The organism is Streptomyces sp. NBC_01551 (assembly GCF_026339935.1).
In the GTDB taxonomy this organism is placed as follows: Bacteria; Actinomycetota; Actinomycetes; order Streptomycetales; family Streptomycetaceae; genus Streptomyces.
The window spans coordinates 2,154,221-2,168,898 of record NZ_JAPEPX010000001.1; the positions used below are offsets into that span (position 1 = coordinate 2,154,221).

General features: G+C 73.1%; 9 protein-coding genes and 1 pseudogene. 5 read left to right on the top strand and 5 right to left on the bottom strand.

The genetic code is table 11. The annotated features are described in order from the left end of the window. The first annotated feature begins 68 nt into the window (after positions 1-68). Both OG982_RS09655 and OG982_RS09660 read left to right on the top strand, forming a co-directional pair. Positions 69-1,034, top strand: a complete 966-nt coding sequence (locus OG982_RS09655) for a LysR family transcriptional regulator (protein WP_266788011.1) — start codon at positions 69-71, stop codon at positions 1,032-1,034. 10 nt (positions 1,035-1,044) lie between these two features. After that, positions 1,045-2,844: a glycoside hydrolase family 3 protein gene (locus tag OG982_RS09660; RefSeq protein ID WP_266948330.1), complete on the top strand. Its 1,800-nt coding sequence runs from the start codon at positions 1,045-1,047 to the stop codon at positions 2,842-2,844. Positions 2,845-2,904: 60 nt separating this feature from the next. On the opposite strand, the gene OG982_RS09665 is transcribed toward OG982_RS09660, so the two are convergent. From OG982_RS09665 to OG982_RS09675, 3 genes are all read right to left on the bottom strand, one after another. Then, complete coding sequence (locus tag OG982_RS09665; protein WP_266948332.1) at positions 2,905-4,338, bottom strand: S28 family serine protease; 1,434 nt, start codon at positions 4,336-4,338, stop codon at positions 2,905-2,907. 144 nt (positions 4,339-4,482) lie between these two features. After that, positions 4,483-4,833, bottom strand: a complete 351-nt coding sequence (locus tag OG982_RS09670) for a hypothetical protein (RefSeq protein ID WP_323139240.1) — start codon at positions 4,831-4,833, stop codon at positions 4,483-4,485. Positions 4,834-5,038: 205 nt separating this feature from the next. Next, a complete protein-coding gene (locus tag OG982_RS09675) occupies positions 5,039-8,839 on the bottom strand; it encodes an ABC transporter ATP-binding protein (protein WP_266788007.1) in 3,801 nt (1,266 codons plus the stop codon). Positions 8,840-9,047: 208 nt separating this feature from the next. On the opposite strand from OG982_RS09675, the pseudogene OG982_RS30965 reads away from it, so the two are divergent. Further along, a pseudogene (locus OG982_RS30965) lies at positions 9,048-9,167 on the top strand (ATP-binding protein); the annotation flags it as partial. Here the strand turns inward: OG982_RS30965 and OG982_RS09680 are convergent. Further along, the gene (locus OG982_RS09680; RefSeq protein ID WP_266948333.1) at positions 9,148-10,815 is read right to left on the bottom strand and encodes a thiamine pyrophosphate-binding protein; all 1,668 of its coding nucleotides are present in this window, start codon (positions 10,813-10,815) and stop codon (positions 9,148-9,150) included. The pseudogene OG982_RS30965 and the gene OG982_RS09680 sit on opposite strands and share 20 nt — an antisense overlap. A 5-nt stretch (positions 10,816-10,820) precedes the next feature. Beyond that, the gene (gene speB, locus OG982_RS09685; RefSeq protein WP_266788005.1) at positions 10,821-11,789 is read right to left on the bottom strand and encodes an agmatinase; all 969 of its coding nucleotides are present in this window, start codon (positions 11,787-11,789) and stop codon (positions 10,821-10,823) included. Positions 11,790-11,967: 178 nt separating this feature from the next. On the opposite strand from speB, the gene OG982_RS09690 reads away from it, so the two are divergent. Both OG982_RS09690 and OG982_RS09695 read left to right on the top strand, forming a co-directional pair. Beyond that, positions 11,968-13,401, top strand: coding sequence for a PucR family transcriptional regulator (locus OG982_RS09690; RefSeq protein WP_266948334.1), 1,434 nt, complete (start codon positions 11,968-11,970; stop codon positions 13,399-13,401). 104 nt (positions 13,402-13,505) lie between these two features. Continuing rightward, positions 13,506-14,663, top strand: a complete 1,158-nt coding sequence (locus OG982_RS09695) for an acyl-CoA dehydrogenase family protein (protein WP_266788004.1) — start codon at positions 13,506-13,508, stop codon at positions 14,661-14,663. Positions 14,664-14,678 lie beyond the last annotated feature (15 nt).

Here is a 14,678-nt window from a genome sequence, read left to right on the forward strand (position 1 = left end):
CTCTTCCGGGATGGATGAAGCATCCCTTACGAATGCCGGTCGGTGCGGAGCTGCCTACGATGGGCCGCATGCTCGACCTCTCCCGGCTGCGCGCCCTGCACGCCGTCTCCGTCCACGGCTCGGTCGCGGCCGCGGCCGCCGCCCTCGGCTACACCCCCTCGGCCGTCTCCCAGCAGATCACCAAGCTGGAGCGCGAGACCCGCACCACGCTGCTGGAGCGGCGCGGCCGCGGGGTCGCGCTCACCGAGGAGGCCCGGCACCTGGCCGACACCGCCCAGGAGTTGCTGGCGATCGTGGAGCGGGCCGAGACCACCCTGGAGGAGCGGCGCGGGCAGCCGAGCGGGCTGCTGCGGGTGGCCGCCTTCGCCTCGGCGGCGCGCGGGCTGCTGCCGGGCGTGCTGGCCGACCTGGCCCACCGGCATCCGGCCCTGGACGTCCGCCTCACCGAGGTGGACCCGCACCTCTCCGTGGACCTGGTGGCCCGGGGCGTCACCGATCTGGCGGTGGCCCACGACTGGGACATCGCCCCGCTGCCGGCGCCGGAGGGAGTCGAGCAGGCGGTGATCGGGAACGACCGCTGTGAACTCGTCGTACCCGAGGGCCACCCCTTCACCACCCGCGGCGTGATCCGGCGGGCGGACCTCGGCGGCCAGCGCTGGGTGTGCCAGCCGCCCGGCCGGGTCTGCCACGACTGGCTGACGCGGACCCTGCGCACGGCCGGGATCGAGCCCGACATCGCGCACGTCGCCGAGGAGAACCACACCATCGTGGCGCTGGTCGCGGCGGGGCTCGGGGTGGCCGTCGTACCGCGCCTCGGCACCGGCCCGCTGCCGTCCGGGGCGGTGGCGGTCCCCCTCGAACCGGCGCCCGTACGCCGGCTGTACGCCCTGTGGCGGGCGGGGGCCGCGCGCCGCCCGGCGATCACGGAGGCCGTCCGGACACTGCGCGAACACTGGCCCCACGTAGCCCAGGAGGCCCCACTTCCGGGGGATCCGGCGAGTGTCCCCTGCCCGGCGGACCCGGCGCCGCAGTAGGGTCCGGCGCGTGCCGTATCACGCCTCACGCCGGACCCTGCTCGCCGCGGCCGCCGTCGCCGCCGTCACGGCCGGCGGGGCGGTGTCCGTCGCCGGCCGGTCCCGGGCCGCGCCCGACGACGCGCGGCCCGGGGACCGCGCGCCCGAGCCGGCGTCGCCGGCCCGCCTGCTGGGCCTGATGAGCCTGGAGGAGAAGGTCGGGCAGCTCTTCGTGTCCCGGGCGTACGGGCATTCGGCGACCGATCCCGACCCGGAGGACGCCGAGAAGAACCTGGCGCAGTTCGGCGTCCGCACGGCCGCCGAGCTGGTCTCCCGCTACCACCTCGGCGGGGTCATCTACTTCGCCTGGGCCCACAACACCCGTACCCCGCACCAGATCGCCGAGCTGTCGAACGGTCTCCAGCGGGCGGCCGCCTCCTCCGGCCCGGGCATCCCGCTGCTGCTCTCCACCGACCAGGAGCACGGCATCATCGCCCGCATCGGCAAGCCCGCGACCCTGCTGCCGGGGGCGATGGCGCTGGGCGCCCGGGGCTCCACCGCCGACGCCCGCCGGGCCGGGCGCATCGCGGGCGCCGAGCTGGCCTCGATGGGGATCCGGCAGGACTACGCGCCGGTGGCCGACGTGAACGTGAACCCGGCCAATCCGGTGATCGGCGTACGGTCCTTCGGCGCCGACCCGGGCGCGGTGGCGGGGCTGGTCACCGCCCAGGTACGGGGCTACCAGGGCGCGGGGGTGGCCGCCACGGCCAAGCACTTCCCGGGACACGGGGACACCGAGACCGACAGCCACGTCGGGCTGCCGGTGATGCGCCACACCCGCGAGCAGTGGGAGGAGCTGGACGAACCGCCGTTCCGGGCGGCCGTGGAGGCGGGCGTGGACGCCGTGATGACGGCGCACATCGTCTTCCCCGCGCTCGACCCCTCGGGGGACCCGGCGACCCTCTCGCGGCCGATCGTGACGGGGATCCTGCGCGAACGCCTGGGCTTTGGGGGCGTGGTGGTCACCGACGCGCTGGACATGGCCGGGGTCCGCCAGAAGTACGGGGACGACCGGGTTCCGGTGCTGGCCCTGAAGGCTGGCTGCGACCAGCTGCTCAACGCCCCGGACCTGGCCTTGGCGCAGCGCGCCGTGCTGGCGGCCGTGGCGGCGGGCGAGCTGTCGCAGGACCGGATCGACGAGTCGGTGCTGCGGATCCTGGAGCTCAAGGCCCGCCGGGGCCTGTTCACCGAGCCGTACACGACGGCGGAGCGGGTGGATGCGGAGACGGGCACCGCCGCCCACCTGGCGGCGGCCGACGCGATCGCGGCCGGTACGACGACGCTGCTGGCCAATCCGGTGAAGCTGCTCCCGCTGGATCCGGCAGCCGAGCCCCGGCTGGTGGTGACCGGGACCGACCCGGCCTCCCCCAGCGGTACGACGGGACCCCCCACCTCGGTACTGGCCCGGGAGCTGACCGCCCTGGGCTGCCGGGCGAGCGCCGTGCCGCCCGCGCGGGCGGTGGCGGCGGCACCGGGCAACGCCGCGGTGCTGGTGTGCACGTACAACGTCCCGGAGGGGGAGAGTCCGCAGCGCACGCTGGTCGAGGAGCTGCTGGCCACCGGGGTGCCGGTGGTCGTGGTGGCGATCCGCAATCCGTACGACCCGGCGCGGCTGCCGCGGTGCGCGGCGGAGCTGGCGACGTACGCGTGGACGGACGTGGAGCTGAGGGCGGCGGCCCGGGTACTGACCGGGGCGGTGCGGCCGCTGGGCCGCCTCCCGGTACCGGTGCCGGGCCGGTACCCGCTGGGCCACGGGCTGGCGTACGACTGACGGGTACGCCGGCCCGTGGCCCCTGGGGCTGACCCCTTGGGCGCTGGGGCTACCTGGGAGCTACGGGCGCAGCTGCTGCTCGCGCTCCAGGTCATGCTGGTCGAGCCGCGCGTCCGGCTTCGCCAGCGGCGTCGCCCGGCCCGCGTCGGTGAGCGTGGCGGCCGGGGCCACTCCGGCCCACTGCAGGATCTTCGCGGTGGCCAGCGTCTTCTCGCCGTCCAGGAGCTTGGAGACGCTGGCTCCGTGGTTGGCGCCCGGAGCCGTCATCACGTAGCTGTCGCGCACCCCGTAGCCGAGGTGGAACGGTTCCGCGCCCCACGGGTCGTTCTGCCCGTACACGAACAGCATCTGGTTGGCGTTGTCGCGGACCCAGCTGTCCACGTCCGCCATGGCCGTCGGCTGGAAGGACATCGGGATGTCGCGGGGGACGAAGTTCCGCGGGCCCTGGTAGCCGTAGCGGCTCAGGTTGCCCAGGTGCGGCAGCTTGATGGTGGGCGCACCGAGCTGGGTACCCGCCTGGTAGTAGTACGGCGTGTACGTCTCCAGTCCCTGGTCGGTGTAGGCCGAGAAGCCGGAGATCGTGTCGATCGAGTCCCAGATCTCCTGGTCGGTCGCGGTGGCGGCCGTCGGGATGGTGCCGCAGTCGGAGAGCAGGCTGTACTGCCAGTAGGCCCACACGTAGTCGAGGACGACGGCCTCGTAGGCCTTGTCAAGGTTGCCGATGGTGGTGAAGGTCCAGCCGTTCTCGGCGGCGGCGGCCGCGTACTTGACCTCCAGCGCGTCGCGGCGCACGAGCGCCTCGCGCTGCACGGCGTTCAGCTTGTCGCGGCACTCCTTGGTGCCGACCTTGGTGAAGAACCGGTCGTAGGCCGAGTCCTCCTTGTTGACGACGTCGTTGGGCGCGACGTACGCGACGACGCCGTCCATGTCACGCGGGTAGAAGCGCTCGTAGTAGGTGGCCGTCATGCCGCCCTTGCTGGCGCCCGTGGCGAGCCAGTTCTTGGTGTAGATCTTCTTCAGGGCGGTGAAGACGCGGTGCTGGTCGCTGGCGGCCTGCCAGATGTCCAGGTTCGCCCAGTTGGCGGGATCGGGCCGGGAGGGAGTGAAGAACCGATACTCCAGGGACACCTGGTTGCCGTCGACGATGGTCGTCGGCTCACTGCGGCGCGGGTTGGTGTTGACGTTGTAGCCGGACGTGAAGAACACCGTCGGGCGGGACGTGTCCTTGTGCAGCAGCGTCAGACGCTGCTGGAAGGTGCCCTTCCAGGGGTTCTTGTGGTCCACCGGCTGCGTGTAGTTCAGGACGAAGAACTGGTACCCCGGGTACGGCTTCTCCTCGACCAGGCTCATCCCCGGGACGCCGAGAATCCGGTCCTTGATGTCCGGGCCGGCGGCGCGGCCGGCGGCTGTGGCCGCCTGAGCCGTGAACCCGGCCGCACCCATGGTGCCGATGAGCACCACGAGCGACAGCAGCCATCCGAGCGTCTTGCGCATAGACCCTCCCCTTCAGTTCACTGCGGTGCGCGTGAACCTAGCGGGGTCAACACATGCATGACCAGACCAAGTTGGGCCGCAAGAGCTGCCTTTCGGGCCAGGCCGGACCCGGGACGGCCCGCCGACCTGCGGGTCAGGTGCCGATCAGCACAGAATCCAGCCGGAAGCGACCGATCCGGCCCCCACGCTGCCCTTTACATACACACAGCGGTTGATCGCACCAACGGTGACAGGTCCGGCATAGCGGGTGAATTGCCCGGAATCGCGGACAGGGACTCCGCCACGCGGCTGGATGCTGACCGACATGGCGCGGCGCGTGCCCGGGCGGTGGGTCACGGTCATGGCGCACGCCTGGGTGCGGCTCTTGTAGACGCGGACCTCGCCCGTCGAGAACGGCAGCGACGTGACCAGCCGCCCCGGGCAGCCACCGCCCGCGGCGTGCGCCGGGGTGGCCGTCAGCAGCCCGCCGACGCAGAACCACAGAGCCGATGCCAACGCCCCGAGGAGCGCGGCCCGTCGGCCCCTCCCCTTGCCTCCGTACAGCATGTAGTCCCCCGATCGGTCGTACGTAACACGGCGCGCGGTACGCACGTACGTACGACGCGCGGACCCCCTGGATGGTTGCGCGGGGCAAGGGCCGTCCAGGGGGTCCAAAAGGGCAGACTTGGGAAACCGCCGGTCAGGGCGGTCCGGGTTCCGCTCAGGCGGCGGCCCGCTCGTCCTCCCCGACGAACGTGCGCCACAGCTCGGCGTACCGGCCGCCGCGGGCCAGCAGTTCGGCGTGGGAGCCGTCCTCCACGACCCGGCCGCGGTCCATCACCACGACCCGGTCGGCACGGGCGGCGGTGGTCAGCCGGTGCGCCACGACCAGGGTGGTCCGCTTGCCCGCGAGCCGGTCGGTGGCCTGGTTGACCTGCGCCTCGGTGGCGAGGTCGAGCGCGGCGGTGGCCTCGTCGAGCAGCAGCACGTCCGGGTCGACGAGTTCGGCGCGGGCCAGCGCGATCAGCTGGCGCTGGCCGGCCGAGAGGTTGCGGCCGCGCTCGGCGACGGCGTGCAGGTAGCCGCCGTCCAGGGTGGCGATCATGTCGTGGGCGCCGACCGCGCGGGCGGCCGCCTCCACCTCGGCGTCGCTCGCCCCGGTGCGCCCGTAGGCGATGGCGTCGCGGACCGTCCCCGGGAACAGGTACGGCTCCTGGGGGACCACGCCGAGGCGGTGGCGGTACGCGGTCATGTCGAGCTCCCGCAGATCGGTGCCGTCGGCGGTGACCCGGCCGGAGGTCGGGTCGTAGAACCGGGCCACGAGCTTGACCAGGGTGGACTTGCCGGCCCCGGTCTCGCCGACGAAGGCGACGGTCTGCCCGGCGGGTATCCGCAGGCTGATTCCGGACAGCGCCTCGCCCTTCTCGCCCCGCTCCTCGGCGGTGCCGTAGGCGAAGCGGACGTCCTCGAAGGCGATGTCGCCACGCAGCTCCCGCACCTCGACCGGGACCTCGGGCCGCGGGGTGGTGGTGGGTTCGCGCAGCAGCCCCTGGATGCGGCCGAGGGAGACGGTCGCCTGCTGGTAGCCGTCGAAGACCTGGGAGAGCTGCTGCACGGGGGCGAAGAACAGGTCGATGTAGAGCAGGTACGCGACCAGCGCGCCGGTGGTGAGGGTGCCGGCCTCGACCCGGCCCGCGCCGACGATCAGCACGGCGGCCGCGGCGCCCGAGGACAGCAGCTGCACGAACGGGAAGTAGACGGATATCAGCCACTGCCCGCGCACCCGGGCCTCGCGGTACGAGTCGCTGCGCTCGGCGAACCGGGCGGCGCCAGAACCCTGGCGGCGGAAGGCCTGGACGATGCGCAGGCCGGAGACGGACTCCTGGAGGTCGGCGTTGACCAGGCTGACCCGGTCGCGGGCGAGCTCGTAGGCGGCGACCGACCTGCGGCGGAAGACGATCGTGCCGACGACCAGGACGGGGAGGGTGGCGAAGACGATCAGCGCGAGTTCGACGTCGAGGACGAGCAGGGCGACCAGGATGCCGAAGAAGGTGAAGACGGAGACGACGGCGGTGACGAGCCCGGTCTGCAGGAAGCTGGAGAGGGAGTCCACGTCGGTGGTCATCCGGGTCATGATCTTGCCGGTCAGCTCGCGCTCGTAGTAGTCGAGGCCGAGGCGCTGGAGCTGGGCGAAGATCTTGACGCGGAGCGCGTACAGCACGCGCTCGCCAGTACGGCCGGTCATCCGGGTCTCGGCGAACTGCGCGGCCCACTGCGCCACGACGACCACGAGGGCGAGGAGGGCGGCCGCCCAGACGGCACCGAGGGCGGCCTGCTCGACGCCCTTGTCGATGCCGTGCCGGATCAGGATCGGCAGGAGCAGCCCGGAACCGGCGTCGACGGCGACGAGGCCGAGGCTGATGGAGAGCGGCGCCCAGAAGCCGTGGAGCAGCCGGCGCAGGCCGTAGCTGTCCTCGGCGGCCGCGGCGCGGGTCTCGTCCACGTCGGGGGTGTCCTCGGCCGGCGGCAGCGCGGCCACCTGCGCGAGCAGTTCGGGGGTCGCGGGCATGCCGTCGATGGCGGGACCGGTGACGGCGTCGGTCGTCTCCCGGCGGCGCCAGAGCTCGGGGGTCACCCCGTCGGCGACCCGGCGCTTGGCGCTGACCTGTTCGGAGTCGATCTCGGCTTCGAGTTCGATGTCGCGCTCGATGTTGCGGTCCAGGTCGCGCTCGAACTCGGCCATCGGCGGCGCGTCGGGGGTGCGCGGCGATCCGGCGCCCAGCGCGTCCGGGTCGGTGAGCAGCCGGCGGTAGAGGGGGGAGCGGCGCTCCAGCTCCTCGTGGGTGCCGATGTCTGCGAGGCGGCCGCGGTCGAGTACGGCGATCCGGTCGGCCAGGCCGAGCGTGGAGCGGCGGTGGGCGATGAGGAGGGTGGTGCGGCCGGCCATGACGGCCCGCAGCGCCTCGTGGATCTCGTGTTCGACGCGGGCGTCCACGGCGGAGGTGGCGTCGTCGAGGAGCAGCAGCCGGGGGTCGGTGAGGATGGCGCGGGCGAGGGCGATGCGCTGGCGCTGGCCGCCGGAGAGGGTGAGCCCCTGCTCGCCGACCTTGGTGTCGTAACCGGCGGGCAGGGCCTGGATGAAGCCCTCGGCCTGGGCGGCGCGGGCGGCGCCCTCGATCTGCTCGTCGGTGGCGGCGGGGTGCCCGTAGGCGATGTTGGCGCGGATGGTGTCGGAGAAGAGGAACGAGTCTTCCGGGACCAGGCCGATGGCGGCGCGCAGGGAGTCGTACGTCAGGTCGCGGACGTCGTGGCCGCCGACGCGGACGGTGCCGCGGTCGGTGTCGTAGAAGCGCGGCAGCAGGAGGGAGACGGTGGACTTGCCGGAGCCGGAGGTTCCGACGAGGGCCACGGTCTCGCCTTCGGCGAGGGAGAGGGAGAAGCCGTCGAGCACGGGCCGCTCGGGGTCGTACCCGAAGGCCACGTCCTCGAACTCGACGGTGGCGGGCGCGTCGGAGGGCAGCTCGGTGGTGCCCTCCCGGATGACGGGCTCGGTGTCGATCAGCTCGCAGACCCGCTCGACGCCGGCGCGGGCCTGCTGGCCGACGGTGAGCACCATGGCGAGCATGCGGACGGGGCCGACGAGCTGGGCGAGGTAGGTGGAGAAGGCGACGAAGGTGCCGAGGGTGACCTGGCCTTCGGTGGCCATCCAGCCGCCGAGGGCCAGCATCGCGACCTGGGCGAGGGCGGGCACGGCCTGGAGGGCGGGGGTGTAGCGCGAGTTGAGGCGGATGGTCCGCATCCGCCCGGCGAACAGGCGGCGGCCGGCGGCGCGCAGCTTGCCGGTCTCCTGCTCCTCCTGCCCGAAGCCCTTGACGACGCGGACGCCGGTCACGGCGCCGTCGACGACGCCGGCGACGGCGGCGGCCTGGCCCTGGGCGTACCAGGTGGCGGGGAAGAGCTTCTTGCGGCTGCGCTTGGCGATGAACCAGAGGGCCGGGGCCATGAGCAGCGCGACGAGGGTGAGCAGCGGGGACAGCCACAGCATGACGCCGAGGGATATCCCGAAGAGGAGGAAGTTCCCGATGGTCATCGGGAGCATGAAGAGCAGGCCCTGGATGAGCTGCAGGTCACTGGTGGCCCGCCCGACGACCTGTCCGGTGGACAGCTCGTCCTGGCGCCGGCCGTCGAGGCGGGCGATGGTGTCGTACATGTCGGTGCGGAGGTCGTGCTGCACGTCGAGCGCGAGCCGGCCGCCGTAGTACCGGCGTATGTAGGTCAGCACGTACACGAGCACCGCGGCGCCTATGAGCAGGCCGGCCCAGACGCCCATGGACTTGGTCTTGTCCCCGATGACGTCGTCGATGATCACCTTGGTGATCAGCGGCACGAGCGCCATGACGGCCATCCCGGCCAGCGAGGACCCGAGCGCGAGCAGCACATTGAGCTTGTACCGCCAGGTGTACGCGGCGAGCCTCCTGCCCCAGCCCTGTTTTCCCTCAGCCGCCGTCTCTGCCGCCGCCACGTGATGCCTCCCCGTTCGTCCGGTCCTGCCGCCTCCCCCAACGCGCCGACCGGCGGATTTCATCCCGCTGCAACAATCGCACTCCCGTACGTGACCCCGCGCGCGCACTTCACCCTTCCGGGGAACGCCCGGCCGAGGCGGCCGGATCGGCGCGGCTGAGGCCGCGGGCCGGTATCGGGGTCTTCGAGGGGTTCCCGGTGGCGGCGGATCAGGTCGTGGAGCGCGGCTCGCCGTCGTGGCCGCGCTCGCCCTGCGGTGGGGGCAGTGTCCACGGCGGTGCGGGATCGGGAAGGCCGTGTGGGCCGAAGTCAGAGGTGGGTCGGGGTGAAGATCTTGAGGGTGGTGGGGAGGATGACGACCGAGGGGCCCCGGGTTTTGAGGGCCTTGGTGAGGTCCGCGCGGAGGGAATCCGGGGTGGTGGTCGTCGCCGGGACGTCGAAGGAGGCGGCCAGGGCCGCGAAGTCGGGGCCGGGGAGGTCGGTGCCCGTCGCGCAGCCGTACTCGCGCAGGATGCCGTAGCCGCCGTCGTCCACGATCAGCCAGGTGACGTCCAGGGCGTGCTGGACGGCGGTGGCCAGTTCGGCGATCGAGTACATCGCGCCGCCGTCGCCGGAAACGGCCAGGACCGGGGTGCCCGGTTCCGCGAGGGCCGCGCCGAGGGCCGCCGGGAAGGCGTAGCCGAGGCCGCCCGCGCCCTGCGCCGAGTGCATGGTGTTGGGGTGCTTCGCGTCGAAGGCCGACCAGGCCCAGTAGGACAGGATCGTCATGTCCCAGAAGGACGGGGAGCGCGGGGGCAGGGCCGCGCGGATCGAGGTCAGGAGCTGTTGTTCCAGGGCCACGTCCTGCGCGGCGAGGCGGGTCTCGATGTCCGCCAGGAGCAGGCGGACGCGCTCCGGAGCCGACGGGTCCTCGCGTTCGGACACCGTTTCCAGCAGGGCCTGGAGCGCCAGGCGGGCGTCCGCGTGGATGCCGAGGCCCGCGTGGTTGGACTCCAGCTTGCCGAGGTCCGCCTCGATCTGGATGACCCGGCCCGTCGGGAAGAACGTGTGGTAGTTCGAGGAGAGTTCGCCGAGCCCCGACCCCACGACCAGCAGGACGTCCGCGTCCTCCAGGAAGTCCGTCATGTGGCGGTCCTCCAGCCAGGACTGGAGGGAGAGGGGATGGGTCCAGGGGAAGGCGCCCTTGCCGCCGTAGGTGGTGACCACCGGGGCGTTGACCCGTTCCGCGAGTCGGCGCAGCTTGCCCGCCGCGTCCGACCGGATGACCCCGCCGCCCGCGATGATCACGGGGCGGGCGGCGTTCTCCAGCCAGTGGGCGGCCACGGCGGTGAGCTCGGGCCGCGGCGCCAGCTCGTGCGGGGTCGCGTCCACGCCCGTGACCTGCGGGATCACGGTCTCGGCGCGCAGGACGTCCTCCGGGATCTCGACGAACACCGGGCCGGGCGGGGCCGCCAGGGCCGACTCCCAGGCCTCCGCGATCACCGAGGGGATCTGGGAGGGGGTGCGCGCGCTGTGGACCGACTTCACCACCTCGCGGAAAGAGGCGGACTGGTCGCGCAGCTCGTGCAGGTGGCCGCGGCGGCCGCCGCCGAGGCCCGCGGTCGGGACCTGGGCGGAGATCGCCACGACCGGGGCGGACGCCGCGGCGGCTTCCGCCAGGGCCGGCAGGGACATCAGGGCACCCGGGCCGGTGGACAGCAGCAGCGGGACCGCCTCGCCCGTCATCCGGCCGTACGCGTCGGCCGCGAAGGCCGCGCTGCTCTCCGTACGCAGGCCCACCAGGCGCAGGTCGGAGCGGCCGACCGCGGTGAAGAGGGCGAGCGCGTGCTGGCCCGGCAGGCCGAAGACGGTGTTCGCGCCGAGCGAGCGCAGCGTCTCCACGACCAGGTCCCCGCCCGTCCGGCCCGGCGGCGGCGCGAGGGCGGCCGCCTTCTGGGCGTCGGTGGGACGGAGTACCAGGTCGTGGTCGTGCGTCACGGTGCTTAGTTGCCCTTCGCCTTCGCCGCAGCGATCTGACGGCTCATGATCGTGGTGAGCTCGTACGCGGTGTGCGAGGCCGCGACCGAGGTGATCTCGGCGTGATCGTACGCCGGGGCGACCTCGACGACGTCGGCGGAAACCAGGTTGCAGGACGACAGGCCGCGGATGATCTCCAGCAGCTCGCGGGAGGTCATGCCGCCCGCCTCCGGGGTGCCGGTGCCGGGCGCGTGCGCCGGGTCGAGCACGTCGATGTCGATCGAGATGTACAGCGGACGGTCGCCGATGCGCTGGCGCAGCTGGTCCGCGACCTCGTCGGCGCCGCGCCGGTAGACGTCGGCCGAGGTGACGATGCCGAAGCCCATCTTGGCGTCGTCGTCCAGGTCCTGCTTGCCGTACAGCGGGCCGCGGGTGCCGACGTGGGAGAGCGCCTCGGTGTCGAGGATGCCCTCCTCCACGGCGCGGCGGAACGGGGTGCCGTGCGTGTACTCGGCGCCGAAGTACGTGTCCCAGGTGTCGAGGTGCGCGTCGAAGTGGAGCAGGGCCACCGGGCCGTGCTTCTTGGCGACCGAGCGGAGCAGCGGGAGCGCGATGGTGTGGTCGCCGCCGAGGGTCATCAGGCGGGAGCCGGAGCCGAGCAGCTCGTCGGCGGCGGCCTCGACCGTCTCGACGGCCTCGTTGATGTTGAAGGGGTTCACCGCGATGTCACCGGCGTCGGCGACCTGGGCGAGCGCGAACGGGGAGGCGTCCTGGGCCGGGTTGTACGGGCGCAGCAGGCGCGAGGCCTCGCGGATGGCGTTGCCGCCGAAGCGGGCGCCGGGGCGGTACGAGACACCGGAGTCGAACGGGACACCGACGACGGCGACGTCGGCGGAGCCGACCTCGTCGAGGCGGGGCAGGCGCGCGAAGGTGGCGGGGCCCGCGTAGCGCGGGATGCGGGAGGAGTCGACGGGTCCGCGCGGCTGCGTGCTCATGAGGGGTGCCCCTTTTGTCTCTGTACGTACTGACGTGTGCGGTCCTTCGAGCGTAAGCGGACCCCGGGGAGCCGCGAAGTGTACGTTTCATCCACAGGTCATCGCTGATATGTACGGAGTATCCATGCCGGCCATGCCGTCCGCCCCGCCCACACCACCCACACCACCCACACCACCCATGCCGCCCACGCCGCCCACGCCCGGCGTCGCGCTCGCGGCCCTCCTCGCCGACCGCGAACTCGGCCTGCGCGCGCTGGTGGGCGAGGGCGGCCAGGCCGCCGCGGGAGACACGGACGGCGCCCCGGTCGGCGTCGCCGTGCACGCCGTCCACGCGTCCGAGATGGCGGACCCCTCCCCCTACCTCCTGGGCGGGGAGCTGCTGCTCACGGCCGGAGCCCAGCTGGAGGCGGACGCCGACGCCTACGTGGCCCGGCTCGTCGCGGCCGGCGCGGCCGCGCTCGGGTTCGGCGTGGCGCCGGTGTACGAGGAGGTGCCCCCGGCGCTGGTCGCCGCATGCGCGCGGCACGGGCTGCCGCTGCTGGAGGTCCCGCCGCGCACCCCCTTCACCGCGGTCGCCCGCACCGTCTGGCGACTGATGGCCGAGGCCCGGACCCGCGAGCTGCGCCGGGTCACCGAGGCCCAGCAGTCGCTGGCCGCGGCCGCCGCCCGGCCCGATCCGGTGCCGGCGCTGCTGCGCCGGCTGGCGGCGACGCTGGCCGGCCACGTCACCCTGCTCCCGCCCGGCCAGGCGGAGCCGGCGGGCCGGGCCCTGCCCGCCGAGGCCGCCGGGGCGCTGGCCGCGCTGCTCACCCGGGTCGGCGCGCCGGGCGGCCCGGCCACCGCGACCGACTCCGCGGCGGGGTGGCACCTGACGGCGTACCCCCTGGGCGGCGAGGGGCGGGTGCTCGGTGTCGCCGTCCCGGACCGCACGCCGGGCGATCACGCGATCACCGCGATCGCCGCCGTGCTGCTGACGCTGCTGACCACGCACCGCCCGGCCGGGACGGAGGCCGGGACGCTGACCCGGCTGCTGCTCGGCGACTCCCCCGCCGAGGCGCTCGGCCCCGGCCCGTGGCACGTGGTGCACGCCCGGGGCACCGGGGATCCGCAGGCCCTCGCGGCGGCGCTGGGCACCGTACTCGTGGACTCCCACGGGGAGGACGTACGCCTGCTGGCCGAGCGGGAGCCCGCCCCGCGGCCCGGCTGGCGCCTGGGGGTGAGCGCTCCGGCCGGACCGGGGGCGCTCGCCACCGCCGAGGCGCAGGCCCGGCGGGCGCTGCGCCGCGCCGAGGCGGCCCGGGCCCCGCTGGCCCGACACACCGCCGGGGGCCTGGACGCCCTGCTCGACCCGGCGGAGGCCCTGGCCCACGCGAGGGCCCTGCTCGCCCCGCTGAACCCGGAGCACGCACGGACCCTGCGCGCCTGGCTGGCCCACCACGGCAGCTGGGACCGGACGGCCGCCGACCTCGGAGTCCACCGCAACACCGTCCGCCAGCGCATCGCCCGGTGCACGGCGCTGCTCGCGCGCGACCTCGACGACCCGGACACCCGGATGGAGCTGTGGTTCGCGCTACGTTCTCTGGACAGGCATGACAACCGGCCGGTAACTTAATTGAGCAAGCGCTTAGACATCAGCCATCAATTGAGCAACCACGACGGCGCGCGACCACCTCCGCGAGAGCGGTCGGCGGTTTAGCCGCAGAGGGAGGGTCGGCCGTGCGCCGTACCGTTTTCAGCGAGGACCACGAGGCATTCCGCGAGACCATCCGCGCCTTCGTCGAGGCCGAGGTCGTCCCCGTCTACGACGAGTGGTTCGCCGCCGGCCAGGCGCCGCGCGACTTCTACTACAAGCTCGGCGAGCTGGGCATCTTCGGCATCAACGTGCCCGAGGAGTTCGGCGGCGCGGGCCTGGACACCCACAAGTTCGAGGCCGTCCTCTACGAAGAGACCGCCCGCGCGGGCGTCAACTTCGGCGGCTCCGGCGTGCACGTGCTGCTCGCCCTCCCCTACATCAAGATGCTGGCCGACGACGAGCAGAAGAAGCGCTACCTGCCGAAGTTCGTCTCCGGCGAGGAGATGTGGGCCCTGGCCATGACCGAGCCGGGCACCGGCTCCGACGTCGCGGGCATGAAGACCACCGCCAAGCTCTCCGAGGACGGCACGCACTACGTCCTCAACGGCGCCAAGACCTTCATCACCGGTGGCGTGCACGCCGACCGCGTGATCGTCTGCGCCCGCACCTCCGCTCCGCGCGAGGACGACCGCCGCTTCGGCATCTCCCTCTTCGCCGTGGACACCAAGTCCGAGGGCTACTCCATCGGCCGCAAGCTGGACAAGCTCGGCCTGCGCACCTCCGACACGGCCGAGCTGGCCTTCGTCGACGTCAAGGTGCCGGTCGAGGACCTGCTGGGCGAGGAGAACAAGGGCTTCTACTACCTCGGCGCCAACCTGCCCTCCGAGCGCTGGGGCATCGCCTTCGGCGCGTACGCGCAGGCCAAGGCCGCCATCCGGTTCGCCCAGCAGTACGTGACCGAGCGCACCGTCTTCGGCAAGCCCGTCGCGCACTTCCAGAACACCAAGTTCGAGCTGGCCGCCTGCCAGGCCGAGGTGGACGCGGCCGAGGCCGTCGCCGACCGCGCCCTGGAGGCCCTGGACGCCGGTGAGCTGACCGCTGCCGAGGCCGCCTCCGCGAAGCTGTTCTGCACCGAGGTCGCGCACCGCGTCATCGACAAGTGCCTCCAGCTGCACGGCGGCTACGGCTACATGAACGAGTACCCGATCGCCCGCCTGTACGCCGACAACCGCGTGAACCGCATCTACGGCGGCACCAGCGAGGTCATGAAGTCCATCATCGCCAAGTCGATGGGCCTGTAAGGGCCTTCCGGGACA